Origin of the sequence: Pseudomonas sp. MWU16-30322, from assembly GCF_020515535.1 — a bacterium.
GTDB classification, from domain to species: Bacteria; Pseudomonadota; Gammaproteobacteria; order Pseudomonadales; family Pseudomonadaceae; genus Aquipseudomonas; species Aquipseudomonas fluorescens_H.
Genome location: NZ_JAIWYL010000009.1, coordinates 74,574 through 100,324 on the forward strand (window position 1 = coordinate 74,574; position 25,751 = coordinate 100,324).

Genomic DNA, 25,751 nt, shown 5'->3' on the forward strand with positions numbered 1-25,751 from the left:
TCAGATCGGCTGATCTGATCAGTAAGAACCGGGGCCTTCGCGGTCCTGGTTCTTTTACTAACTTGTTTTAATAGCGATCGAGGCTCGAATATGAAGCTTTGTCTTAAACCGACGATTATTCCGTTCAAACTTGATGGTCAGGTAGTGCTGCGTTTTAACGGTCAATACGCAAAAATCCCCGACCCCCATGGCGCTGTCTGGGAGTTCGTCACGGCACTTGATGGCCGTACCCCCTACGAAGCGTTGATTACCCAGGTGGCAGACCGTTATCCCGGGGTGGTTCAGGACGAAATCCGAAGCGTCGCGCAGGATCTGATCAAATACCGGTTGGTCGAGAGTCCGGATGCTTTTGAAACGACTTCTCTTTCGGATCATGATCGCATCAGATTTTCCCGCAACATCGACTTTTTCGGGTCGATGGCGGCTGTGGGCGAGAACAAGTTCACCCACCAGGAAAAACTGCGCGCGGCCAGGGTCTGCGTACTGGGCTGCGGCGGTCTGGGCACCCATATCCTGTTCGACCTGGTGGCGCTGGGCGTCCACCACTTGACGATCCTCGATTTTGACACGATCGAGTTGAGCAATTTGAACCGGCAGATCCTTTACAAGGAAAGCGACGTCGGCATGCCGAAGGTTGCAACGGCCAGGCGCAGGTTGCTTGAATTCAACAGTCACCTCGACATTACTGCTCACGAAACCCGCCTCCAGTCGGCGCAAGACGTCGCCGGCATCGTACGCGGTCACGATATTGTGATTTGTGTCGCCGATAAACCCGCGAACTACATGGCCGACTGGCTGAATGAGGCCTGTGTTGAACAGGGCGTACCCTTCATTTCAGGCGGGCTTGATGTACGCCGCTCGGTGTTTTATTCGGTGGTGCCTGGCTCCTCGGGCTGCGGTGCTTGCTGGCTGACGTCGGCGCGTAACAAGAGCAGCCTGGTGAACAGCGTTTCGACCATGGCCAAACAGCACGACATCACTTATGAGCATCCCGGCCCGGCTCTTGTGACTCTGGTGGCCGTCACTGCTGGGATGATGGTCAGCGAAACGGTCAAGATCATCACCGGCTGCCAACCGCCACAATTGACCAACAAGCTCAAGGAATTCACATTCGACGACCTGGACGTCAGCGTTGCTGAAGTCTGGCAACAGAATCCGGACTGCACGGTATGTGGACATCTCGCGAACGGGCAACGGTCGCGGCAGACGGAGACTGTCTAGATGTTCAAACTCCTGGCGTCCTATGCCATCACGTCCATCTGCTCATGGGCCATAGCGTTTCTGATCCCACTTTATGTTTATGAGCAGACCGGCTCCCCAATCTGGACGTCGCTGGCTTTTTTCGCCGCGATGGCGCCCTACATACTGGTCACGCCCTTCGCCGGTGTGTGGAGTGATCGCTACAGCAAACGGCGTTTTTTGATCGGTGGTGATCTGATCAACATCGTCACCGGCTGCCTTATATATGCTGCCGTGATTACGCTGTCCGGGAGCAGCTTGAGTATCACTCTGTTACTACTGAGCTTTCTGTTGGCAAGCGTCGGTGCCACCCACCACCCGGTTTTCCAGAGTATTGCGCCTGCGCTGATCGAGGGGCCCAAACTTCATCGATTCAATGCGATCGTCAACGCCAGTGACAACATCATTCGCATCGTTGCGCCAATCGGCGTTGCGGCCTTGCTCGCTTTTAGTACCAAGGAGCAGTTGCTCATTGGCAGCATTGTTGGATTTGCGCTATCCCTGCCGCTTTGCTTCCTGCTGAAAGAGCAGGGTAAGCCTGCGCCTGCCACTACGCGGGTATTCACGGAAATCAAAGCCGGACTGCTGTATGTCATCCAGCAGCGAGAACTGTGTTCGTTTGTCATGCTGTTCTTTTTCTGCAATTTCGGTTTTGCCTTGATCGGTGCCAGCCTTGTCTATGTCTACACCACGCTACTGGCCGTGCCATTGAGTGATGTCGGCTATTACTACGGGCTCATTGGTGCAGGTGCCGTCGCCGGATCAGCTACGGGGGCGTTTCTGGTGAAGAGATATCCGGCCGGCATTCTTATCCGTCGAAGCTGTTTGCTGGCCGGGGTGTTCACGCTGATGGGGGCGATGGCCAACGATCCGTGGTCACTTTCGGCACTGTGGGCGCTTTCTACCGGTTGCCAATCCGTGGTGGTCATCGCTTTTTTCACCTATCGCCAGCAAGTGGTGCCGCAAATCATTCTAGGGCGAACGGTAGGAGTTACACGGCTCATTGCCTACCTCGCGATTCCGCCGGCGAGCCTGCTGAGTGGATGGCTGTTACTGCATTTCTCGAGCAGCGCTGTGATTCTTGCGTCAGGCGGTCTGTGCATCATTTTCGCCTCTCTATGTGCTTACTTTCTGGCCAGGTTTGAGCGCCCGGTCATTTACAGCGATGCACAATGAATATGGTTTTGTAAGTTTTCGGGATTTCGGAATAACTGGAATGTTGCGATCGGCTGGATGGCTGATAAAGAATTAAAAGGAATTTAAAGTTGGAAGCAGACAAAGAGTTGAATCGGGGCGATGGGGCGAAAGTCATTAAGCTCATGATCGGAGACACATTATGGGACGAATGGCTGGACGCTGATGCGTTAGATGGATTGGTTAATCATGAGCTGTTGCTGGCAATGCAAAACGGTCATGTTTCCCTGAAGGGGATGCGTTACTTTCTGATCCAGCATCATTACTACTCGCGAAACTTTACCCGCTTTCTGTGTGCGATCATCAATCGTCTTGAGTCCGTTGGCGACATCAAATTGCTGATGGAAAACATGCAGGAGGAAATGGGCATTGATGGTGACCACAAGCTCACGCATGCCGAGCTTTTTCAAAGGTCGCTGCGGATCCTCGGCACCCATCCCTTGGCAGAATCGCCTTTACCTCAGACCGTGGATTTCACCCAATGCATCATGCAGCGTTGCCGCAGTGAAAATCCTGTCGAGGGCCTCGCAGCACTCTGCCTGGGAGCGGAAGCCATTGTGCCGCTGATTTACAAACCGATTCTCCTGGCACTGGAGGGACTGAATGTCAGCGAGGAAGGCCTGGAGTTCTTTCGTCTGCATATCGAAGAGGATGAGGACCACGCGATTACCATGCTGGGAATTCTGCAACGCCTGACTCACCAGACTCCTGAAGCCAAGCGGCTTGCGATTCAAATCGGGCGTCAGGCTATCCTCAAACGTTGTGTCATGTTCGATGCCATCTGGAAGGAAGTCAGCCAGCAGTAGCGGGCGTCCCGTTTCGTGCAAATTGCCGCGGATTCGCTGGCAGTCGTGCAGATTGAAACAGGCCTGATGCCACCATGCTTGTTCCAAGCGATTGATTCATTTTGGCATTCCCGGCGCCAGGCGATTGGCCTGATCTCTGCACTTCTCTCATTACATTCATCAATTGGCTTGAAGGGGGACGCATGACCCCGATGTCGAGCAGGAAAGTGGTCGTCGCCCATTCGGTTCGGGCCGGGGCGCCGCAACATGAAGTGCAGACCAACAAGGAACTTGCCCGCTGGCTGGCGCAGATTCTGGGACTTAGCTTCGGCGGAAGTTTTGACCCGCAGAAGCATCGCGGTCGCGATTTGTATTGGCTGCCGACCCAGACCATTGTTGGCCCGGCCAGCGCGCGTAATCTGGGGATCAAGGGCCCCGGCGATTTGTGGGGCGGATTCGTCGAACACGATTTCATCTGCACCAAAGCCATCAGCCACGGCCTGCGCAGTCATCTGGCCCACGCCCCGCGAGGCTGGGCGCCGCTGTTCTCCGAGCGTGTGCGCGACGTGGTGCTCGATGGCTTGACCGTGTTTGCCGTGGAAGATGCGCGACCCGCTGCCGAGCATCTGCTGTACAGCGGGCCGATCCGTCTGAAGCCGATTCACGCCTGCGCTGGTCGCGGTCAGGAAGTTATCAACAGCCTCGACGTGTTCGATGAAGTGCTCGCCCGTGCAGACGCGAAAGCGTTGTTCCGCGATGGCGTGGTGCTGGAACAGGACTTGAGCAAGGTCTTCACCCACAGCGTCGGCCAGTCATTCATCGGCGACAAAGTGCTGAGCTACTGCGGTGATCAATACTTGACCAAGGATGCGCTTGGTGAAGACGTCTACGGCGGTTCGAATCTGTTGGTCGTGCAGGGCGGTTACGCCGATCTGCTGGCGCTGGACTTGCCGGGCGATGTGCGCCTGGCCATCGAGCAGGCGCAGATTTTTGACCGGGCGGCAGACGAGGCCTACCCGGGTTTCTATGCCTCGCGGCGCAACTACGACGTCGCCCAGGGCCTGGACCACGATGGCAAGCCTCGTAGCGGGGTACTCGAACAGTCCTGGCGCATGGGCGGTGCCAGCGGCGCTGAACTGGCCGCGCTGCAAAGCTTTGTCAACGATCCAGATATTCCGGCGATCCGCGTGTCGACGGTGGAGACCTATAACGATCAGACCCTGCCGGCCGACGCCATCGAAATCTATCGCGGGCCAGCAGAGAACAGCGACTTCCTTCTCAAATACGTAACGGTCAAATCCTATGACGGCTAGAAGCGAAAGCATTCAGATCGACATTGATGACGAACAGATGAGCGGGACGTTTCTCAGCCCCAAATCGAAAGTCCCCGGCGTGTTGTTTGTGCACGGTTGGGGCGGTAGCCAGGAGCGCGATCTGGAGCGCGCCAAGGGCATCGCCGGGCTTGGCTGTGTATGCCTGACCTTCGACCTGCGCGGGCACACCGGTGGCACCGGCATTCCGTTGACCCGGGTCACGCGCGAGGACAACCTGCGCGACTTGCTCGCGGCCTACGATCGCCTGCTCGCGCACCCGGCGCTCGACACCTCGGCGATTGCGGTGGTCGGCACCAGTTATGGCGGTTACCTGGCTTCGATCCTCACCTCGTTGCGCCCGGTGCGCTGGCTGGCGCTGCGAGTGCCGGCGCTGTATCGCGACGAGCAATGGCACACGCCCAAGCGTGATCTGGACAAGGCTGACCTGCGGGATTACCGGGCGACGTTGGTCCGTGCTGACAGTAATCGTGCGCTGCACGCCTGTTCGCAATTCATCGGGGATGTGTTGCTGGTGGAATCGGAAACCGACGATTACGTGCCCCACGCGACGATCATGAGTTACCGCGCCGCGTGTCAGCAGACGCATTCGCTGACGCACCGGATTATCGACGGCGCCGACCATGCCTTGAGCGAGCCGGTTTCGCAGCAGGCCTATACCTCGATTCTGGTGGACTGGATTACCGAGATGGTGGTCGGTGAGCGGTTGAGCATCATCCAGTCCACATGATCTTTGGTGCCCTTTCGGACGCCATCGCGAGCAGGCTCACTCCTACAATTTGAAATGCGCTCCCCCTGTAGGAGCGGGCTTGCTCGCGAAGGGGCCATCAGCCATAGCCACAAAATCAGGACGGTTTCTTCTCGATCCGCAACGCCTTGGCCTTGGCTTCCACCGCCAAATACATCACCACCGTAATCAACAACGGCAGCAGAAAATAAATCGCCCGATACGCCAGCAACCCCGCCACCAGACTGCCCCGCGAAGCTTCGTGCTGCAGCAGCGCGACGAACACCGCCTCCAGCACCCCGAGCCCCGCCGGAATGTGCGTGATGACCCCGGCTATCGCACTGATCAGCAGTACGCCAAGCACCAACGGATAATCCAGTTTGCTCGGCAGCAGAGTGAAAATCACCGCCGCCATCAGCGACCAGTTCAATGCGCCGAGCAGCAACTGCAGCACGGCCATGCGCAGTGACGGCAGGTTGATTTCCACCCCGCGAATCGACCACTCGCGGCGCTTCGAGAACTGGCACGCGGCGAGGTAACCGGCACTCAGCAGCAGTAACAGCACGCCGATGCCCTGTAACGCATCGCTGCTGATTTTCCAGCCCGGCGGCATGCTCACCAGACCGCTGCTGAACACCGCGCCGGCAATCGTCATGTAGCCGAACCAGTTGGTCGCCAGGCTCAGGCCGAGGATTTTGGCGATGTTGCCTTTGCTGACCCCGAGCCGCGAATACAGGCGATAGCGCATGGCGATCCCGCCGACCCAGGCACTGAGATTGAGGTTGAACGCATAGCTGATGATCCCCACCGGCAGGATTTGCTTCCAGGTCAGGTCCTGGCGGATGTAGGTGCGGCCGATCAGGTCGAAACTGGCGTAGGTGAGAAAGCTCAGCAGGGTCAGGCTGGCGGCGATGATCAGCGTGCGGACCTCGAAGTCAGCCAGGGTTTGTAGGACTTCCGCCCATTCGATGCGGCTGGCGAACATCGTCAGCAACACGATCAGCGCGAGGAAGAACAGCAGCGTCAGCGGGCGTTTCCAGCGACTCCAGCGAGAATGCACGGCAGGCGCCGATTGCGCATGGGAATGGCTCATGGGATATCTCCCCGAAACGGCTTGAGCCGCGGTTTGTGCGCCGGCAACCAACCGGCCATCGACGGGAAATGCCGCAGGAAGTGAAACACCAGAAATCCCACGGTCATGTGCCAAATCCGCCCGCGTGGGGACATGTCGGCGTCCATGGCCTTGCAGTGGTTTTGGCTCAGGTCTTCGAGGCGCTGGAACAAATGCTGATTGAACGCGCGGTCGCGGATCAGCACGTTGGCTTCGAGGTTGAGCGACAGGCTCAGCGGGTCGAGATTGCTCGAGCCGACCGTGCTCCATTCCTCATCCACCAAGGCGACTTTGCCGTGCAGGGGGCGCTGGCAATATTCGTGGATCTGCACGCCGGCCTTGAGCAGGTAGTCGTAGGTCATGCGCGCCGCCAGTTTCGCCACCAGCATGTCCGGCTGGCCTTGCAGGATCAGCCGCACCTCGACGCCACGGCGCGCGGCATTGCGGATCTCGCGCAGCAGGCGGTAGCCGGGGAAGAAGTAGGCGTTGGCGATCACCACCCGACGTTTGGCCCGGCGCAATGCCTGCAAATACACGTCTTCGATGTCGGTGTGATGCTGATCGTTGTCGCGAAACACCAGCCGTACCTGACCGTCGTGATCGTTGAAAGCCATGTCCGCCCGGCGCTGACGCCGACGTTGCCACCAGAACCGCGCACGCCCCGGCCTACCACTTTGCAGCAGGGCGAAATGGTGAATATCAGCGACCGCCGGCCCCTGAATCTGCACCGCGTAATCCTGTTTCGCCTCGGGGCCGAAATCGGCCAGGTGATCGCCGGAAAAGTTGATCCCGCCAATGAACGCGATCAGTCCGTCGACCACCACGATCTTGCGGTGCAGGCGGCGGAACCAGTTGGTGCGAAAACCCAGATGTTTGGGCGCCGGATCGAACATTTGCAGGTGCACGCCAGCATCGCTCAATGCCGCGAGATAACCGGTGGACAATTCGCCACAACCAAAACCGTCGAGACTGACAGTGGTGCGCACGCCACGCCGGGCGGCGTCGATCAGGATCTGCTGCAACTCTGCACCGACCTTGTCTTCGAAAACGATGAAGGTCTCCAGCAGGATTTCACTCTTCGCCGCACGCATGGCGTCGAACACCCGGGGGAAATATTCCTCGCCGTTTTCCAGCAACTCGACGCGGTTGTTGCCCTGCCAGCCGTACTCGACATCGACATGCCCGGGCTCGCGCACCGGCGGGTTGATGCTGATCGGTGCCACGGCGGATTTCTCCAGCGGTGCGCTGCTCATAGTTCGATCTCCACCGATAACGGGGCGTGGTCGGAAAGGTGTGACCAGGGCCGATTCGCCAGGACTGTCGGCTGGCTGGCCTTGAGGTTGCGCACGTAAATGCGGTCGAGCCGCAGCGTCGGCAGGCGTGCCGGAAAACTGCGCGCCGGTTTGCCGTGATGCTCGGCGAACACCTCGCGCAGACCGCAGGGTTCGAGCAACGCATCGGCGCGTTGACGCCAGTCATTGAAGTCACCGGCGACGATCACTGGGGCGTCAACCGGCAGCTCCGCCAGACGCTCGCCGAGCAGCTTCAGTTGTGCATTGCGATGGCTTTCGCGCAGACCCAGATGCACGCAGATCGCATGCACCTCGACGCCATCACCGGGCAGGCGCAGCACGCAATGCAGCAGGCCACGGTTTTCGTGGCCGCTGATCGAAACGTCGAGGTTGTCGTGGCGAATGATCTGGAATTTCGACAGCAACGCATTGCCGTGATCGCCCTCCGGATACACCGCATTGCGCCCATAGGCGAATTGCGGCCACAGACTGTCCGCGAGGAACTCGTATTGCGGCATCGTCGGCCAGTTGCTGTAGCGTTTTGGATGGTGTTCGTGGGTGCCGTGGACCTCCTGCAAAAACACCACGTCGGCCGCCACGCTACGCACCGCTTCGCGCAACTCCGGGAGGATGAAGCGTCGATTGAGGGCGGTGAAGCCCTTGTGGGTGTTGACCGTCAGCACGGTGAAACGGCGCACCGACACTTCGACGCTGGTCTGTTCGTCGGTGACCCCGACCGGCTCTGGAATACTCATGCCAACACCCCTTCGGCTGCCGGTTCGCCGGGGGTGGTGGCGAGCGTTTTATCCAGCTCAAAACGGTGCAGCAAACTGCGGGCGTCGTAGGGCGCGCGGACTTTGATGTCGTTGTCGAAATAGCAGAACACTTCACGGGATTTACGGGCCCGAGGCTTGAGGCGCGGCGCGATCAGATGCGCATCGCGCGGTTGCTGACCGTGGTGCCAGGCGTCGATGCGTTCGGCCCAGTTCTGCAGCGCCGGTTCGCTGTAGCCGCTGGCGTAAAGTGCCTCGGCACCGTGCAGACGCAGGTAGACGAAATCGCTGGTGAGGTCTTCGCGGTACGGCCACTTGCCGGCGGTGTCAGCGATCACCAGGGCGGTGTTGTAGCGTTTCAACAAGCGCACGAAGTCGGGGTCGATGAAGCTGTCGTTGCGAATTTCCACGGCATGGCGCAGCGGTTTTTTGCGCCAGGCCTTCAGGCTGGCGTGGCCGTGCAGGTGCGAGTCATGCTGGCGGGCGAGGGCGGCGGCCGCTTCAGTGTCGTGAGGGAGCAGGGCGAGGAAGTGTTCGAAGCGCTCGGGATCGAATTTGAAGTTCGGCGGGAACTGCCAGAGGATCGGCCCGAGTTTTTCCTTGAGTTCCAGCACACCGGAGGCGAAGAAATTCGCCAACGGTTTTTCGATCTCGCGCAAACGGCGAATGTGGGTGATGAAGCGCGGCGCCTTGACGCTGAACACGAAGTCGTCGGGCGTTTCGGCGTACCACTGGGCATAACGTTCGGGCCGTTGCAGGGCGTAGAACGATCCATTGATTTCGATGCTGTTGACGGCCCGCGAAGCGAATTGCAATTCGCGTTTCTGCGCCAGTCCTTTCGGGTAGAAATCCCCGCGCCACGGAGCGTAGCGCCAGCCGGAAATACCGATGTGAATCGTTGCCATGTCGCCCTCCCGTTGTCAGTCCTCGTACAGCCTGTGTCTGTTGATGACTGTGGGCGGTTCGGGAAAGTTTCGGTGGCGTTACGGACGGTACATCCCTGAGAGCAACATAAAGCTAATGTGGGAGGGGGCTTGCTCCCGAAAGCGGTGTATCAGTCGCCATTGATGCTGACTGACCCTCCGCCTTCGGGAGCAAGCCCCCTCCCACAGGGTTACTCAGTGACCCGTGATTACTCGGCCTTGAGCCGGTTCGGCATAGACCGGACCGAGCCGATCCAGTCGACCGCTCCATGCGGTGAGTGCCAGCGCCACCAGCACCACCAGACCACCGATCCACGCCGTATGAATCAGGCCCAGATGCTCGACGATCAGCCCGCCGCCCCACGCCCCGCCGGCAATCCCGAGGTTGAACGCAGCAATGTTCAGCCCCGATGCCACGTCCACTGCCTGCGGTGTGTGATGTTCAGCCTGACGCACCACATACACCTGCAGACCCGGCACGTTGCCGAACGCCACCGCGCCCCACACCAGCACCGTGGCCAGCGCCAGCCATGGATTGCCGGCGGTGAAGGTCAGTACGAACAGCACGGCGGCGAGCAGGGCAAAGATGATTTTCAGGGCGCTGATCGGCCCGCGTTTGTCCGCCAGTTTACCGCCCCAGATGTTGCCGACCGCCACCGATACGCCGTACACCAGCAACACCAGGCTGACGGTGCCGGCGCTGAAACCGGAGATGTCCTGAAGGATCGGCGCAAGGAAAGTGAAGGCGATGAACGAACCGCCGTAACCGATTGCAGTCATGGCGTACACCAGCAACAGACGGGGTTGCTTCAGCACTTGCAGCTGTTGCAACAGGGACGCCGGTTTGCTGTGGGCGATGTTGTTCGGCACATACAGCAGGCTGCCGATGAAGGCGATCACACCCAGCGCCGAGACGGCGAGGAAGGTTTCGCGCCAGCCGAAATGCTGACCAATGAAGGTGCCCAGCGGCACGCCGGTCACAAGGGCCACGGTGAGGCCGGTGAACATGATCGCAATCGCGCTGGCAGCCTTTTCCTTGGGCACCAGACTGGTGGCAATGGTCGAGCCGATGGAGAAGAACACCCCATGCGCCAGGCCGGTAACGATCCGCGCCAGCACCAGCGATTCGTAACTCGGCGCCATCCACGCCAGCAGGTTGCCGAGGGTGAACAGCACCATCAGCGACAGCAGCAACAGTTTGCGCGGGACTTTGCCGGTGAGGGCGGTCAGCACCGGCGCGCCAATGGCAACGCCCAACGCATAGAGGCTGACCAGCAGCCCGGCGGACGGCAGGCTGACGCCGAGATCGGCGCCAATGGTGGGTAGCAGGCCAACGATGACGAACTCGGTCGTCCCGATGGCGAATGCGCTGAGGGTCAGCGCGAGCAAGGCAATGGGCATGACAGCACTCCGGTAGAGGTTTGAATGGAGCGCAGTGTCGGGGTTTGGCTTGTGCGGAAAAATACGGGGTTGGGCATTTGATATTTGCTGCTGGAGCAAATATCCAAGTACCGCCATGAATCCCCTCACCACAGGGGAAGGGTTAAATGAGGCGAAAACCGAACTTGTCCGCCATTCACCGATCAGTTCCTTACAGGTTCAGCCAAGAGGGATCGGAGTTTTGATCAAGTTCAGGGTCGCTGTTTTGCTTGGGGCGCTGCTGTTGGGCGCTGGCCAGATGGTGCAAGCCGCCGCGTTGCCGGGCGTTCCGGCCACCGCTGAAGAACCGGCCAAACCCGAGCCGATCGTGCAGGGCGGTCTGCTCGGCGCGATCAGTACGAGCATCGACGACGTGCAGGACAAACTCGATCTCAACGAGCATCTGGTCGACGCCTGGCGCCTGCGGGCCGATCGCGCGGCGGACGAGGTCGACAAACTGGTCAACCAGCCGTCGGATCGTTCGGGCTGGAGCGTCGCCGGGGATTTCCTGATGCTGTCCGGCGTCTGGCTCGGCGCCTTCGCGCTGCTCACGGTGCTCGGCAGCCTGCTGGCCAAGCGCCTGAGCGAAGGGCGCTGGCTGCGCACCCGCCAGCGCAGTCAGGACCTGGTGGGTTACCTGCTGCCGTACACGCTGCCGGCGCTGATCTGCCTGCCGCTGACGCTGTACGTCAGTCACTTTCTGCAAGCCTCGATCGGCCGGGCGCTGGCGCTGTGTTTTGCCTACGCCACCAGCAGCGGGATTTTCTCCACCTCGATGCTGTTGTGCGTGGTGGTGATGTTCAACGTCGGCCACAAACGGCCCGCCGCGCGGATCATCCGCGACCACTGCCCGAAACCGCTGTTCCTGATCGGCTTTCTCGCCGCCCTCAGTGACGCGTTGACCAGCCCACAGATCGCCCGTCAATTAGGCGGCAACATCACCAGCAGCGTCGCGGTGTTCACCGGGTTGATCGCCTCGATCATCTTCGGTCTGCTGGTGATTCGCCTGCGCCGGCCGGTGGCGCACCTGATCCGCAACCGACCGCTGGCGCAGCGTCTGAAACAGCCGTCGTTGCAGGAGTCGCTGCGGATTTTTTCCGGGCTCTGGTACTGGCCGATCGTGTTGATGGTGCTGGTCTCGGCGGTCAATCTGATCGGCATCGGTGAGGACAATCAAAAGGCCCTGCGCTGCGCGTTGTTCACCACGGTGCTGCTGATCGGCACTGTGTTTCTCAGCACCATCCTCCAGCATTTGTTTAAGTCACGAAAAGCCGAAGCGATCCAGCGCAGCAGTGCCTACAAGGAACGCTTTCTCAGCCTGTTGCATGCGTTGCTGCGGATTGTCATTGCAATTGCCTTCATCGATATTCTCGGGCGGATCTGGGGCGTTTCGCTGCTCGATTTTGCCCAGAGCAGCACAGTCGGACGGGCGATCAGCAACGCGTTGAGCAGCATCGGCCTGATCTTCCTCGTCACGTGGCTGTTGTGGGTGGTGCTCGACACCGCGATTCAGGAAGCGCTGAAACCACCGGTCAGCAAACGCTCGTCGCGCCAGCCCAGCACTCGGGTGAAAACCATCCTGCCGCTGCTGCGTAACGCGATCAAAATCATCCTGGTGGTGATCTGCGCGATCACCACCATGGCCAACCTCGGGATCAACGTTGCGCCACTGTTGGCCGGTGCCGGGGTGGTCGGCCTGGCCATCGGTTTCGGTTCGCAGCAACTGGTGCAGGACGTGATCACCGGGCTGTTCATCATCATTGAAGACACGCTGTCGATCGGTGACTGGGTGGTGCTCGACTCCGGTCACGCCGGCACCGTCGAAGGCCTGACCATCCGCACCCTGCGCCTGCGTGACGGCAAGGGTTTTGTGCACTCGGTGCCGTTCGGCCAGATCAAGGCAGTGACCAACCAATCACGGCAGTTTGCCTACGCGTTTTTCTCGGTGCAGTTCACCTACGACACCGATGTCGACAAGGCCATCGAACTGATCCGCGAGACCGGTGATTCGATCCGCGAAGACCCGTTCCTCAAGTACAACCTGCAAGGGCCGCTGGATGTGTTCGGGGTGGACCGGATGGACCTGAACGGCGTGGTGCTGACGGCGCAGTTCCGCACCGTGTCGGGCGGGCAGTATGCGGTGAGCCGGGCGTTCAACCAGCGTTTGAAAAAGCTTGTGGATAACAGTCCTGACGTGCACTTCGCGCAGACTTATCCACAGCAGGTTTTGTTGCCCAAGCGGCAGGGTGAGAAGGAGCTGTTGGCGAGCGAGGCGCCACAACGGTCGAATACCTGACCGCCGGATTTTGTGGTGGGATTGCCGGCCTCTTCGCGAGCAAGCCCGCTCCCACATTGGATTGGTGAACGCCGCCGATCCCCTGTGGGAGCGGGCTTGCTCGCGAAAGGGCCGGAACTGTCGACATCAATGCCGGATCAGCTTGCTCCGCACCTGTTCCATGGCCACCTGATCCAGCTCTGTCCAGAAAACCTGTTTGCCGGCAATCTCGGCAGCAACCGGCGCCCCATCGCGATACACCAACCGATTGCTCGCCAGCGCCGGCACTTTCGCCCCCGGCAACAACGTTCCGGCCAGGTTCAACGGATCCACCCCGCACACCGCGATCAAGCTGCCGTCATGTGCCCGGCGGCGCACTTCGCGCAGCAACGGAATCGCCTCCGGCAAGGCAAACTGTTCCCCCGCCAGACCACTGACAAAGCGCCCGCCGCGAATCTCGCCACGGGCCTCCAGCCGATGAAACGTGCGCAGCAATTCGCGCCAGCTCGGCAGCCAATCCGCCTCGCGCTCCAGCAAACGCCAGAACACCACGCCGTAGCGGCGCAGCAACGTCATGGCGACATGTTCGAGGGTTTCCGGCGAAGCGCTCTGGCTGTTCTCCATGAGCGGCCCGCGCCGCAACAACGCCCAGCGCCCGGCATCGTCCATGCCACCGACAAACGCCCCGCGTCCGCGTCGACTGCTGCGTTGCTGGCGCTTGCTCGCCGGGGTGATCAGCGCACGCAGACCGGCGAAGCTGTCGGCGTTTACCAAGCCGGCACCGACCAGTTCCTGCAAGGCGATTTCCAGCTCGGTGCGCAATAGGTGCGCTTCATGGATCAGTTCATCGAAAAACAGCGCACCGTGCTGATTCAGCGCCTCGTAGACCTTCTGCGTTTTCGCTGACAGCTCGCTGACCGGCGTTTGCTCGGCCAATCCACTCCACAGTCCGACCTGACTGCGCGGCAACAGCACAATCGGCGTACTGCGCAGCGCCGTGCCGCTGACTTTCTGTCGGGCGCTGAGCCGGGTCCACACCAGTTTGCCGTTGCGGCACAGCTCATCCAGCCAGCTCGGTGAATAGTCTTTCAGGCGTGCCGGGAGAATATCGCTGTCCCACGCGGAGGCCGCTGCCGGGTAACCTTCGAACTGACCGACAATCGCCGGCAACACCGTGCTGCCCTGAGCACGCGTAGCGGAGGACAGATGCTGCCAGTCGAACAGAAAACGCATGAAATCCTGCAGAGCCACCGGCTCGATTTCCCGGCGCAGACGCTTGACGGTGTAGCGATGAATGCGCGCCAGCAGATGCCGCTCGCACCATTCTTCAACCGCTACGCCGGGGGTGAAATGACCGCGCAGCACGTAGCCTTCGCGCTCCAGCTGCGCGAGGGCCTGATTGACCTGCGGTATCGGCAACGCGAGTGGTTCGGCAATGGCGGCTAACGGCAGCGGGCCAAATGCGCCCAGTCGCGCGCGGAGCACTTCGACCAGCGCTTCCTCTAACGTCCAAGGTTCGTTGAAACCGGGCAAGGCCTCTTGCTGCGGTTGCAGCGTGGCCTGTGGATAAAGCGCCAACAGGCAGGTCAGGCGTTCTCGCGCCAGCCACAACGAGCCAGGCTGTGGATGTGTAGTGACTGTGAGGCCGTCTTCGCGAGCAGGCTCGCTCCCACAGTTGACTGTGTTCCAACTGGCGGAACGCGGTTGAATGTGGGAGCGAGCCTGCTCGCGAAGCTTTTCTTTTGCCGTTACTGGCGGAACGGCCAAGCGGCAGGCGCGACCGCTCGCAGTCAGCGCGTCAAGCCATTCGCGCCAGTGTTCGCCAGCCTGAACTTCAAGGTCGCTGATGCACGCCAGGCTCATCAGCGCCTCGTGCATTTCATCGACGTTGGCCGGCGTCGGCCACGCTTCTTCACGCACCGCGTTAATGGCGTCTGCATCCAGCGCACCGAGATCATCGGTGGATTGCGGGTCGCTCCAGCGCCGGTTGAGCACCGCTTGGGTGCGGCGTTCTTCCAGCGGCGCATCGTCGAGAAAGCTGTACGGCCGCGCGCTGAGAATTTCTGCCGCCAGTGGTGACGGCGCCGGCAGGTCGCGGCTGATCAACCGCACCTCGCCGCGCTCCATGCGCCGCAGCAGATTGAGCCAGCCGTCGCTGTCCATGGCCTCGTGCAGGCAGTCGTCGAGGGTTTGTTCCACCAGCGGATGCTCGGGTATTTCCCGTTCGCCGGCGAGGTTTTCCAGGCAGGCGATCTGATCGGGAAACACGCTGGCAATCAGGTCTTCGCTTTTCATCCGCTGCAACTGCGGCGCGACTTTGCGCCCGCCGGTAAAACGCGGCAACGCCAGCGCCACCCCGGCATTCCAGCGCCAGCGCACGCCGAACAACGGCGCGTCGAGAATCGCCTGAATCAGGATGTGCTCGGCGCTGTTGCTGTGCAGGTAACGCCAGACGTCATCCAGCTCGAAACTGTGGCTGGTGGACAGCGACAGGACAATCGCGTCTTCGCTGGCAGCGGCCTGCAGTTCGAAGTTGAAGGTGCGACAGAAACGCTTGCGCAGGGCCAGGCCCCAGGCGCGGTTGATGCGGCTGCCGAACGGTGAATGGATGATCAGTTGGGTGCCACCGGATTCATCGAAAAATCGCTCCATCAGCAGCGTGTCCTGCGAGGGCAGGGCGCCGAGGGTCAAGCGAGCGCGGGCGAGGTATTCGATCAGTTGTTCGGCGCTGGCGTGGTTCAGGCCGAGGGTTGCGGTCAGCCAGTCGAGGGCCGGTTGCAGATCGCCGGGGCGGGCGCCGAGCAGGTCGTCGAGGGTCGCTTGCAGACGCGCCACCGCCGCAGATAATTCGTCGCTGCGCCCCGGTGCTTCGCCGAGCCAGAACGGAATGGTCGGCGGCTGGCCTTGGGCATCCTCGACCCGCACCTTGCCGGTTTCCACCCGCAGGATTCGGTAGGAGGTATTGCCGAGCTGGAACACGTCGCCCGCGATGCTTTCCACGGCAAAGTCTTCGTTGACGCTGCCGATGTTCAGACCTTGCGGTTCCAGCAGCACGCTGTAGTCGGCGTTGTCGGGGATGGTGCCGCCGCTGGTCACGGCGGTCAGTTGCGCGCCACGGCGGCCACGCAGGGTGCGGCTGACCGCATCGCGATGCAGGTAGGCGCTGCGGATGCCCTGACGACCGTTGTAGCCTTCGGCGAGCATCGTCAGCAGCGCCTGATAGTGTTTTTCGTCGAGATCGCGGTACGGCGAGGCTTTGCGAAACAGCGCCAGCAGCGCGTCTTCCGCCCATTCCCGGCAACTGACTTCGGCGATGATCTGCTGCGCGAGTACATCCAGCGGCGCTTCGGGAATGTGCAGGGTGTCGAGTTCGCCACGGCGCACGCAGTCGAGCAGGGCGGCGCATTCGATCAGGTCGTCGCGGGTGGTGGCGAACAAGCGGCCCTTGGGCGTGCCGCCGACCTGGTGCCCGGAGCGACCGACTCTTTGCAGGAACCCGGCAATCGAACGCGGCGAGGCGATCTGGCAGACCAGATCGACTTCGCCGATATCAATGCCCAACTCCAGCGACGCAGTGGCGATCAGCACTTGCAGCTCACCGCGCTTGAGCCGCTGTTCGGCGTCGAGACGGAACTCCTTGGCCAGGCTGCCGTGGTGCGCCGCCACCGCCTGTTTGCCCAGACGTTCACTGAGGTGTCGGCTGAGGCGTTCGGCCAAGCGCCGGGTGTTGACGAAAATCAGTGTGGTGCGGTGCTCGCGGGCCAACTCGGCGAGGCGGTCGTAGACCAATTCCCAGACATCGTTGGCCATCACTGCCGACAACGGCACCGGCGGCACTTCGATGCCCAGATCCCGTGGCCGGGCGTGGCCGATGTCGATGATTTCGCAGTGGCGATCAGTGCCGACCAGAAACCGCGCCACGGCGTCGATGGGTTTTTGCGTGGCGGACAAGCCGATGCGGGTCAGTGGTTCCGCGCACAGCGCCTGCAGGCGTTCGAGGCTCAGCGCCAGGTGACTGCCGCGTTTGCCGGCAGCGATGGCGTGGATCTCGTCGATGATCACCGTGCGTGTGCTGCCGAGCATTTTGCGTCCGGACTCGGAGCCGAGCAGCACGTACAACGATTCCGGGGTGGTCACCAGAATGTGCGGCGCGCGCTTGCGCATGGCGGCGCGGTCTTTTTGCGGGGTGTCGCCGGTGCGCACGGCGGTGGTGATTTGCAGTTCGGGCAGGCCCATCTGGCGTAATTGTTCGGTGATTCCCGCCAGCGGGTTTTGCAGGTTGATGCGGATGTCGTTGGACAACGCCTTGAGCGGCGAAACGTAGACGACGAGGGTTGCGTCGGGCAGGCCTTCGGGGTTTTCCAGGCCGCGGTGGACGAGGTCGTCGAGCACGGCGAGGAATGCGGTGAGGGTTTTACCGGATCCGGTGGGCGCGGCGATCAGCGTCGAGCGGCGCTGGCGGATCAACGGCCATGCGCGGGCCTGGGCGGCGGTGACCGTCGGGAAGGTGCTGCTGAACCAGGCGCTGACGGCGGGGTGGAAGCCTGCCAGGGCCGCGTCCTTGGGGATGGGCAGATTCATGGCTCAAGTTATGCGGGTGGGGGCGGCAAGATGCAAGTACCGCTGGGATCTTCAGCGTTTGGCCGGGCCTCTTCGCGAGCAAGCCCGCTCCCACAGGGGAACGCGATCAACTGTAGGCGTGAGCCTGCTCGCGATGGGGCCAGTTGATTCAGCACATTTCCCGGCGATCTACACTTTACGGGTGACGGTTGCGCACTAAACCCGCAAAATGCAACGATTCCGGCAATTATCGATGACGGTGTCACCAGCACCGTCGCTAAAGCCATCGTTCCAATCAGACTGGGCCTGCTGACTCTATGCGAATGCGCCTTATGTTACTGGGCGGCGGAAATGCCCTTGGGCAGGCGCTGATTCGCCTCGGTGCGGAAGAAGACATCGGTTTCCTCGCCCCCCGCCCGCCAGAAGACGGCTGGGATGCCGCAAGCCTGACGCAACTGCTCGACGATACCCGTCCGGATGCGTTGATCAACCTCGCCTACTATTTCGACTGGTTCCAGGCCGAGACCGTCAGCGAAAGCCGTTTGGCCGGGCAGGAACGCGCCATTGAGCGGCTGGCCGAACTGTGCCAGCACCACAACATCATCCTCGTGCAGCCTTCCAGCTATCGGGTGTTCGACGGTTCGCGGGCGACCGCCTACAGCGAGAAAGACGAGCCGGTGCCGCTGGGCCTGCGCGGTCAGGCGCTGTGGCGCATCGAGCAAAGTGTTCGCGCCACTTGCCCGCAACACGTGCTGCTGCGCTTCGGCTGGCTGCTCGATGACAGTCCTGAAGGGACCCTCGGGCGCTTCCTCGCCCGCGCCGAACAACCGGACGAATTGCTCATGGCCGATGACCGCCGGGGCAATCCGACACCGGTCGATGACGCGGCACGGGTGATCATTTCGGTGCTCAAGCAACTCGATTGCGCCGCGCCGCTGTGGGGTACTTACCATTACGCCGGCCACGAGGCGACCACGCCGCTGGCGCTGGGTCAGGCGATTCTGAGCGAAGCGCGCAACCTGCATCCGCTGGCGATCGAGTCGCCGACCGCACAGGCCCATGCCGCGCGGCCGGACGCTGCCGAGGAACCGCAACACGCGGTACTCGCCTGCAAGAAAATTCTGCACACTTTCGGGATCAAGCCCCGCGCCTGGCGCGCCGGGCTCCCGGCTTTACTGGATAGGTTTTATCGTCATGGCTGAAGGCCCTGTTTTAATCACCGGCGGCGCCGGTTTCATCGGCTCGCACCTGACGGATGCATTGCTCGCCACCGGCCATTCGGTGCGGATTCTCGATGATCTGTCGACCGGCAAACGCGCCAACCTGCCGCTGGACAATCCGCAGGTCGAACTGATCGTCGGTGACGTTGCCGATGCCGCGCTGGTTGCGCGGGCCATGCAAGGCTGCAGCGCCGTCGCGCACCTGGCGGCGGTGGCCTCGGTGCAGGCTTCGGTGGACGATCCGGTGAAGACCCACCAGAGCAATTTCATTGGCACCCTGAATGTCTGCGAAGCGATGCGCCAGGCCGGAGTGAAGCGTGTGCTCTACGCGTCCAGCGCAGCGGTGTACGGTAACAACGGTGAAGGCGAGTCGATTGACGAAGACACGCCAAAAGCTCCGCTGACGCCGTATGCCTCGGACAAACTGGCCGGCGAGCATTACTTCGATTTCTACCGTCGCCAGCATGGCCTGGAGCCGGTGATCTTCCGCTTCTTCAACATCTTCGGCCCGCGCCAGGATCCGTCCTCGCCGTACTCCGGGGTCATCAGCATTTTCAGCGAGCGGGCACAGAAAGGCCTGCCGATCACGGTGTTCGGCGATGGCGAGCAGACCCGTGATTTCCTCTATGTCGAGGATCTGGTCGACGTGCTGGTGCAAGCGATCGACAAGTCTGAAGTGGAAGTGGGGGCGATGAACGTCGGCTGGAATCAGGCAATGAACCTCAAGCAGATGCTGCAAGCGCTGCAGGAAGTGGTCGGCGAGTTGCCCCCGGTCAGCTACGGCCCGGCGCGCTCCGGCGACATCCGCCATTCGCGGGCGAACAACGCGCGTTTGCTGCAACGCTTCCAGCTGCCAGAGCCGACGCCGATGCGTGTGGGGCTGGCGCGGTTGCTGGGACGCTAAATCGAAAAAACAAAAAAGGCGCCTTTGCAGGCGCCTTTTTTGTGGGCGGGGTATCGCTTTGACGCTTGGCGCAATCCCTGTGGCGAGGGAGCTTGTCGAATCGTCGCACCGTCCCGCTCGACTGCGCAGCAGTCGCAAATTCAGTCAACGCGGTTTTTCTGAAGCACCGCTTTTGCCTTGTTCAGGGCTGCTTCGCAGCCCAGCGGGAGCAAGCTCCCTCGCCACATTAGCCCGCATTCACCACCACGCGAATGTTCGACTGTTGCTTAGAACTTGTAGCCCAGACCCACCATGTACACAAACGGATCGACATCAACATTCACCTTGGCACGGGTGCCCGGCGCCACGGCGTTGTTCTCGACAGTCGCGCGGGTGTCGATGTCCATGTAACGCACCTGGGCGTTGAGCATGATGTTGTCGGTCAGCATGTAGTCGGCGCCGACCTGCCAGGCCAGGCCCCAGGAGTTTTTCGCCTTGAAGTTGCTGAAGCCGTTGGACTGGGCTTCGCTGCCAACGTGCTCGTCATAGATCCAGGTGTAGTTGATACCGCCGCCGATGTACGGCTGGAACGGCGACTTGGAATCCAGCGGGTAGTACACGACGCTAAGGGTCGGCGGCAGGTGTTTCAGCGTACCTAGTTTGCCGTTGGCAGCTGGCAGTGCGGTGCCTTTGATTTTCACGTCATGCTCGAACGGCGAGGCGGCCAGCAACTCGATACCGATGTTGTTGGTCAGCATGTAGGCGAAGTTCAGACCCAGTTGGGTGTCGCTGCTCATGGTCGCCTTGCCGCCCAGGTTGGTGCCGTTCAACGGACCCTGATCGACCTTGACGCTGGAGCTGTCGGCTTTCGGGTTGACGGTGATCGCACCGGCGCGAACGATGATATCGCCGGCTTCGTGGGCGTGGGCGAGCGGGGCTGCGAGCGCGACTGCAAACAGCGCGGCGCTGAGCAAGGACTTGTTCATGGGAGCTCCAAAAGGACGTTAAAAATGTCTGATGTCCTATGGTATGAAGCCAACTGATACGGTCTTTTGACTCAGCTCAATGAAACAGTGAAGGGATGGTTTTTTGTGGAACCTTGGCCGGCCCTATCGCGAGCAGGCTCACTCCTGCATTTGGAATGCGTTCCCCTGTAGGAGTGAGCCTGCTCGCGATTGCAACTGATCCGGCAACTCAAAACCTCCGGGTATTACTCCGGCAGCTCATACACATAAATCTTGTCCGCCGCCATCTGATACCCGGCATCGGCCAGTTCGCTGGTGGACGCCTTGACCTGCAACGGTCCTTCGACCCAGTACGGCTGATACAGCTCGTCGAGCTTCACGCCCAACTCGCTTTTCACATGCACGATCTGGTTTGACGGCGGTGGCGGCACATGGATGCAGGCGCCGAAGTACGGCACCAGCAGGAAGTCGGTGGTGCGCCCCTCTTCGTTGACTTCCAGCGGCACGATGTAACCCGGCAGGCGGATGTTCTGCCCGTCGAGACTCTGCACCACCGGCGCGTTGGGCATGTCCTGTTTCGCCGCCGGCGCCGACTCGGCGGACAGCGCATCACTCATCTTCGACATGTCGTGCAGAGGCGTCATGTTCGGCACTTCCGGCGCGGCGTCCGGCGGGATCATCTCCGACCAGGTCAGGTCTTTCGGCGCCGCTGCCCACACGGGCAGGGCAACCAGCAACAGCAGCGCAAGCACGGCGCGGGGCATGGTGAACATCCTCATAAACGGATCGACAGGCCATCGGCCAGGGATTGGCGATACGCGCGCCAGGCCGGCACGCTGCCCATCAGCAGCGCGGCAGCCAGAATGCCACCGAGCAGCGTCCATTCATACTCGCTCGGCCACGCCAGTGGCAGATACAAACCGTAATTGGCCTGCACATAACCCTGCGCGGCGGCGATGCCGATGTACAGCAATGCCAGCCCGGCGATTACGCCGGTCAGCGCCAGGGCAAAGGCTTCCAGCACCAGCAGGCTTGCGATATGCCAAGGCCGGGCACCGACCGAACGCAGAATCGCCATCTCGCGGCGACGCTCGTTGAGGCTGGTGAGAATCGCCGTGAGCATGCCGATCAACCCGGTCAGCACCACGAACAGCGAGACCACGAACAAGGCTTTTTCCGCAGTACTCATCAGGCTCCACAACTCTTGCAAGGCCACGCCCGGCAGGATCGCCAGCATTGGCTCGCCACGGTATTCGTTGATCTCGCGTTGCAGGGCGAAGGTGGAAATCTTGCTGTTGAGGCCGAGCATGAACGCGGTGATCGCCTGTGGCGTCAGGTCCATGTTGCGTGCCTGATCCGCCGTGATCCGGCCGTTGCCGCGCGCCGGCACGCCGTTGTGCCAGTCGATATGAATCGCCTCCATGCCGCCGAGGCTGATGTGCAACGTGCGATCCACCGGCGTACCGGTGCGCTTGAGAATGCCGACCACGGTGAACGGCTTGTCGTCATGCTTGACCAGACTGATCGCCGCCACGCCGTGGGCCAGCACCAGTTGGTCGCCGAGCTTGTAATGCAGCGCCTCGGCTACTTCGGCGCCGAGCACCACTTCGAACGGATCGGTGGCGAAGGCGCGGCCATCGGCCAGTTCCAGGTGCTGCTGGCGACCGTACTGGTAATGCTCGAAATAGGCTTCGGTGGTGCCCATCACCCGGTAGCCGCGATGCGAGTCGCCGAGGGACATCGGGATCGCCCACTTCACTTTCGGGTTGCTGGCGAAATGTTCGAAGCTGTCCCAACGGATGTTGTTGGTCGCGTTGCCGATGCGGAACACCGAGTACAGCAGCAGGTTCACCGAGCCGGAGCGGGCGCCGACGATCAGGTCGGTGCCGCTGATGGTGCTGGCGAAACTGGCCTTGGCCTCGGTGCGTACGCGCTCGACGGCGAGCAACAGGCACACCGAAAGGGCAATCGCAAACGCGGTGAGCAAAGCGGTAAAGCGGCGGTTGGCCAGGCTGGCCATGGCCAGACGAAACAGATACATCTCAGACCTCGGCAGACGTGGCGGCGCGATTGAGCTCGGCCAGGGACAGGTGACGGTCGAACAGCGGCGCAAGGCTTTGGTCGTGGCTGACGAACAGCAAGCTCGACCCGGCTTCGCGGCATTCGGCGAACAGCAGACGAATGAAGTTTTCCCGAGCGTCGTAATCCAGCGCTGAGGTCGGTTCGTCGGCGATCACCAGTTCCGGTTGGCCAATCAACGCGCGTGCGGCGGCAACCCGTTGCTGTTGACCGATCGACAGCGAATCGGCGCGACGACCGAGGATGCTTTCATCCTTCAGGCCCAGGTGGGCGAGCAGGGTGGCGGCGGCCTGATCGACGCTGCCGTGGCGCTGTTTCGCCCGTTCTGCACGCAGTCTGGAGAAGTGGCAGGGCAACTCGACGTTCTCGCGTACTGAAAGAAACGGCAACAGGTTGAACTGCTGGAAGATGTAGCCAGTGTGATCGACGCGAAAGCGGTCGCGGGCGCCGGCACCGAGTTCGGTCAGCTCCTGGCCGAGCAGGCGAATGCTGCCGCGCCCGGGTTTCTGCACGCCACCGAGCAGGCCGAGCAGGGTGGTCTTGCCACTGCCGCTGGGGCCTTTGAGGAACAGGGTTTCGCCCGGCTCCAGGCGAAACGCCGGGATGTCCAGCAGCGGCGGGTGACCGGGCCAGTTGAAGCCCAGGTCGGACAGTTCGATGAGTGCTTGGGTCATGGCACCAATTTCATGAAGTGAACACGTAACCCCTTGTGGGAGCGGGCTTGCTCGCGAATGCGGTGGATCAGCCAAATCCATGTTGACTGACCCACCGCATTCGCGAGCAAGCCCGCTCCCACATGGGATTGTCGGTGTGATCAGAATTTCAGGGCAGCAGCCTTGGCCGTCACTTCCGTACCTTGCTGGCCGTTCGGGCCGATCAGTTGTACCTGAATTTTCTGGGTGGCCGGGAAGGTATTGAAGAGGTTTGCCAGATCCAGAGTCTTCAAGGCCCCCGGTGCAGCGCAACTGAATTGATAGTGCGCGTGGATTTCGCTGTGTTCATGGTGATGCGCTTCACCGCCCTTGGCGGCGGCATCGTGATCATCATCGTCATGGTCGTCGGCATCCGGTTTGTCGCCGAACAGCGGGCTTTCCAGTTCCTGGCTGGCGACTTTGCAACCAGCGGCGGCCGGCAGGCTGAACAGCGCCAGCGGGTTTTCCAGTTTGGCGCGGGCGGCGGCGACTTTGGCCTTGTCGGCGTCGCTGGTGGCGGCGTGTTCGAAGCCCACCAGGTTCATCGCCGGGCTTTCCAGTTCCAGTTCCAGGGTCTGGCCGTCGAGTGCGGCGTTCAGTCGGCCGACGCCATGTTCGTGGGCGCCGAGGCTGCCGTGCTCATGGTCATGATCGTGTTCATCGGCGGCATGGGCGATGGCCAGCGGCAACAGGGCAAACGGCAAAGCGAGCAGCAGACGACGCATGGCGGTCTCCGGAAAGTAAAGTGAAGAGTTTGTTATGTAATCTTATAACGAAAGTCCGCAGAGTTTGCCCGTGCGCTTGGCGTTGCACAAGTCCCGTGGGAGCATGCAGGTCAGAAATGTGCAGGAGCGAAGCAGATGTTGCGGATACGCGGAACCGTCGGCGCGATGCCGGTGGATTTGACGGTGGAACTGGATGACAGCGATTGGGCAAAGCTTGGCGCAGCCCTTGGTGCGCAGTCGCAGGGTGATCAGCCTGAAGCGGCATTGAGCGCGCCGGCAGCGAAACCGCTGAACCAGGACGATGCGTTGTGGCAGGTCGCGCAGGATCTGTTGCGCCAGGCCAGGCAACTCAGCGGGCCGGATCTTCTGGAGCAGCTTGAGGGCCTGACCGGCAGCGCGGCCGCAGGCAAACGCCTGCTGGTGCGCTTACGCCACAGTTCACAGGTGAAAGTGGCGAGCGGCGGCGATACGCCGCTCTACAGCTGGGTCGAGTGAGCCGCAAAAGATCGCAGCCTGCGGCAGCTCCTACAGGTTCAGCGTTCATCCGCAAATACGGGTGAATACGATCGAATGTAGGAGCTGCCGACGGCTGCGATCTTTTGATCTTAATAAAGCGCAGCGAATACTTTACGACGGTAAGCGGTCACCAGCGGGTGATCGTTGCCCAGCAGTTCGAACACCTGCAGCAACGTCTTGTGCGGAAGACCCTCGCCATAACTGCGGTTACGGATGAACAGCTTGAGCAAGGCCTCCAGCGCCGCTTCGTATTGCTGACGCGCCAGTTGCTGGATCGCCAGTTGATACACCGCTTCGTCGTCCTGCGGATCTTTGGCCAGACGCGCCTTGAGGTCGGCAGCGTCCGGCAGATCACGGGCAAGTCCCAGGAACTTGATCTGCGCCTTGGCCCCGGCCAGTGCAGCCTTGTGCTCATCGCTCTTGACCGCGTCGAGCACGGTTTGCGCTTCGCCCAGTTCGCCGCGTTCGGTCAGGCAGCGGGCGTAGAGGATCAGCGCCTTGGCGTTGCTGTTGTCTTCGGTGAGCATCACCACCAGCGCGGCTTCTGCTTCAGCGAAACGCCCTTCATCGAACAGCGCCTGCGCCTGTTCGAACGGATCGGCGGCGGCCGGCGGCGGCATCTGCACATGCGGCTCAAGCAGGGCGCGTACGGCGGACTCCGGTTGCGCACCGGCAAAACCGTCCACCGGTTGACCGTCCTTGAACAGCACCACGGTCGGCAGGCTGCGGATACCGAAGCGGGCCACGATGTCCTGCTCGATGTCGCAGTTGACCTTGGCCAGCAGCAGTTCGCCCTGATAGCTCTCGGCAATGCCTTGCAGCATCGGCATCAACGCCTTGCACGGCGCACACCACTCGGCCCAGAAATCCACCAGCACCGGTTTGTTGAAGGAAGCTTCGATCACCGACTGGTCGAAATCGGCAGTCGTGGCTTCGAAGATGTACGGCGTTTGCTGACTCATGGGGGATCTCGTAAAAGCGTGGATGGGGCAACTATACGGCTTGGCAGGGGGTGGCCGGAAGCGGGGGCAGGTTTAGAGAT

General features: G+C 61.3%; 21 protein-coding genes. 9 read left to right on the forward strand and 12 right to left on the reverse strand.

Annotated elements, in window-relative coordinates; genetic code table 11:
* Positions 1-90 precede the first annotated feature (90 nt).
* From LCH64_RS19435 to LCH64_RS19455, 5 genes are all read left to right on the forward strand, one after another.
* A complete protein-coding gene (locus LCH64_RS19435; protein ID WP_226501022.1) occupies positions 91-1,221 on the forward strand; it encodes a ThiF family adenylyltransferase in 1,131 nt (376 codons plus the stop codon).
* Positions 1,222-2,415, forward strand: a complete 1,194-nt coding sequence (locus LCH64_RS19440; RefSeq protein WP_226501023.1) for an MFS transporter — start codon at positions 1,222-1,224, stop codon at positions 2,413-2,415.
* 89 nt (positions 2,416-2,504) lie between these two features.
* Entirely contained in the window at positions 2,505-3,239 is a 735-nt protein-coding gene (locus LCH64_RS19445; RefSeq protein ID WP_226501024.1) for an iron-containing redox enzyme family protein, read from the forward strand.
* A 182-nt stretch (positions 3,240-3,421) separates the two neighbouring features.
* Positions 3,422-4,531 carry a DUF3182 family protein gene (locus LCH64_RS19450; RefSeq protein ID WP_226501025.1) on the forward strand — a complete coding sequence of 370 codons (1,110 nt, stop codon included), beginning with the start codon at positions 3,422-3,424 and terminating at the stop codon, positions 4,529-4,531.
* Positions 4,521-5,279 (forward strand): alpha/beta fold hydrolase, encoded by a 759-nt coding sequence (locus LCH64_RS19455; RefSeq protein ID WP_226501026.1) that lies wholly within the window; start codon positions 4,521-4,523, stop codon positions 5,277-5,279. The genes LCH64_RS19450 and LCH64_RS19455 overlap by 11 nt, the downstream gene beginning before the upstream one ends.
* A 115-nt stretch (positions 5,280-5,394) precedes the next feature.
* On the opposite strand, the gene LCH64_RS19460 is transcribed toward LCH64_RS19455, so the two are convergent.
* The 5 genes from LCH64_RS19460 to LCH64_RS19480 form a co-directional block, all read right to left on the reverse strand.
* Entirely contained in the window at positions 5,395-6,369 is a 975-nt protein-coding gene (locus LCH64_RS19460; protein WP_226501027.1) for a lysylphosphatidylglycerol synthase domain-containing protein, read from the reverse strand.
* Positions 6,366-7,640, reverse strand: coding sequence for a cardiolipin synthase ClsB (clsB, locus tag LCH64_RS19465; RefSeq protein WP_226501028.1), 1,275 nt, complete (start codon positions 7,638-7,640; stop codon positions 6,366-6,368). Before clsB ends, LCH64_RS19460 begins: the two co-directional genes overlap by 4 nt.
* Entirely contained in the window at positions 7,637-8,434 is a 798-nt protein-coding gene (locus LCH64_RS19470; RefSeq protein ID WP_103483874.1) for an endonuclease/exonuclease/phosphatase family protein, read from the reverse strand. Before LCH64_RS19470 ends, clsB begins: the two co-directional genes overlap by 4 nt.
* A complete protein-coding gene (locus LCH64_RS19475) occupies positions 8,431-9,357 on the reverse strand; it encodes a DUF72 domain-containing protein (RefSeq protein WP_226501029.1) in 927 nt (308 codons plus the stop codon). The genes LCH64_RS19470 and LCH64_RS19475 overlap by 4 nt, the downstream gene beginning before the upstream one ends.
* A 213-nt stretch (positions 9,358-9,570) precedes the next feature.
* Positions 9,571-10,776 (reverse strand): MFS transporter, encoded by a 1,206-nt coding sequence (locus LCH64_RS19480; RefSeq protein ID WP_103483872.1) that lies wholly within the window; start codon positions 10,774-10,776, stop codon positions 9,571-9,573.
* A 220-nt stretch (positions 10,777-10,996) separates the two neighbouring features.
* On the opposite strand from LCH64_RS19480, the gene LCH64_RS19485 reads away from it, so the two are divergent.
* Entirely contained in the window at positions 10,997-13,090 is a 2,094-nt protein-coding gene (locus LCH64_RS19485; RefSeq protein ID WP_226501030.1) for a mechanosensitive ion channel family protein, read from the forward strand.
* Positions 13,091-13,216: 126 nt separating this feature from the next.
* Here the strand turns inward: LCH64_RS19485 and LCH64_RS19490 are convergent, their stop codons facing one another.
* Complete coding sequence (locus tag LCH64_RS19490; RefSeq protein ID WP_226501031.1) at positions 13,217-17,650, reverse strand: DEAD/DEAH box helicase; 4,434 nt, start codon at positions 17,648-17,650, stop codon at positions 13,217-13,219.
* A gap of 296 nt (positions 17,651-17,946) precedes the next feature.
* On the opposite strand from LCH64_RS19490, the gene LCH64_RS19495 reads away from it, so the two are divergent.
* Both LCH64_RS19495 and LCH64_RS19500 read left to right on the forward strand, forming a co-directional pair.
* Positions 17,947-18,831, forward strand: coding sequence for a sugar nucleotide-binding protein (locus LCH64_RS19495; RefSeq protein ID WP_226501032.1), 885 nt, complete (start codon positions 17,947-17,949; stop codon positions 18,829-18,831).
* Positions 18,824-19,753 (forward strand): NAD-dependent epimerase/dehydratase family protein, encoded by a 930-nt coding sequence (locus LCH64_RS19500; RefSeq protein ID WP_226501033.1) that lies wholly within the window; start codon positions 18,824-18,826, stop codon positions 19,751-19,753. Before LCH64_RS19495 ends, LCH64_RS19500 begins: the two co-directional genes overlap by 8 nt.
* 266 nt (positions 19,754-20,019) lie before the next feature.
* Here LCH64_RS19500 and LCH64_RS19505 read toward each other — a convergent pair whose 3' ends face one another.
* The 5 genes from LCH64_RS19505 to LCH64_RS19525 all read right to left on the reverse strand — a co-directional run bounded on the left by LCH64_RS19505 (position 20,020) and on the right by LCH64_RS19525 (position 24,193).
* Positions 20,020-20,718: an OmpW family outer membrane protein gene (locus LCH64_RS19505; RefSeq protein WP_226501034.1), complete on the reverse strand. Its 699-nt coding sequence runs from the start codon at positions 20,716-20,718 to the stop codon at positions 20,020-20,022.
* A gap of 224 nt (positions 20,719-20,942) precedes the next feature.
* A complete protein-coding gene (locus LCH64_RS19510; protein ID WP_003228673.1) occupies positions 20,943-21,461 on the reverse strand; it encodes a DUF3299 domain-containing protein in 519 nt (172 codons plus the stop codon).
* Between the two features lie 11 nt (positions 21,462-21,472).
* Positions 21,473-22,738, reverse strand: a complete 1,266-nt coding sequence (locus tag LCH64_RS19515) for an ABC transporter permease (protein WP_064589441.1) — start codon at positions 22,736-22,738, stop codon at positions 21,473-21,475.
* A 1-nt stretch (position 22,739) separates the two neighbouring features.
* Positions 22,740-23,450: an ABC transporter ATP-binding protein gene (locus LCH64_RS19520; RefSeq protein ID WP_003228669.1), complete on the reverse strand. Its 711-nt coding sequence runs from the start codon at positions 23,448-23,450 to the stop codon at positions 22,740-22,742.
* Between the two features lie 140 nt (positions 23,451-23,590).
* Positions 23,591-24,193 carry a DUF2796 domain-containing protein gene (locus tag LCH64_RS19525; protein ID WP_103522160.1) on the reverse strand — a complete coding sequence of 201 codons (603 nt, stop codon included), beginning with the start codon at positions 24,191-24,193 and terminating at the stop codon, positions 23,591-23,593.
* A gap of 135 nt (positions 24,194-24,328) precedes the next feature.
* Here LCH64_RS19525 and LCH64_RS19530 point away from each other — a divergent pair, with 135 nt between their 5' ends.
* Complete coding sequence (locus tag LCH64_RS19530) at positions 24,329-24,688, forward strand: hypothetical protein (RefSeq protein ID WP_226501035.1); 360 nt, start codon at positions 24,329-24,331, stop codon at positions 24,686-24,688.
* 110 nt (positions 24,689-24,798) lie between these two features.
* Here the strand turns inward: LCH64_RS19530 and trxA are convergent, their stop codons facing one another.
* Positions 24,799-25,671 (reverse strand): thioredoxin, encoded by an 873-nt coding sequence (gene trxA / locus LCH64_RS19535; RefSeq protein WP_226501036.1) that lies wholly within the window; start codon positions 25,669-25,671, stop codon positions 24,799-24,801.
* Positions 25,672-25,751: the final 80 nt, after the last annotated feature.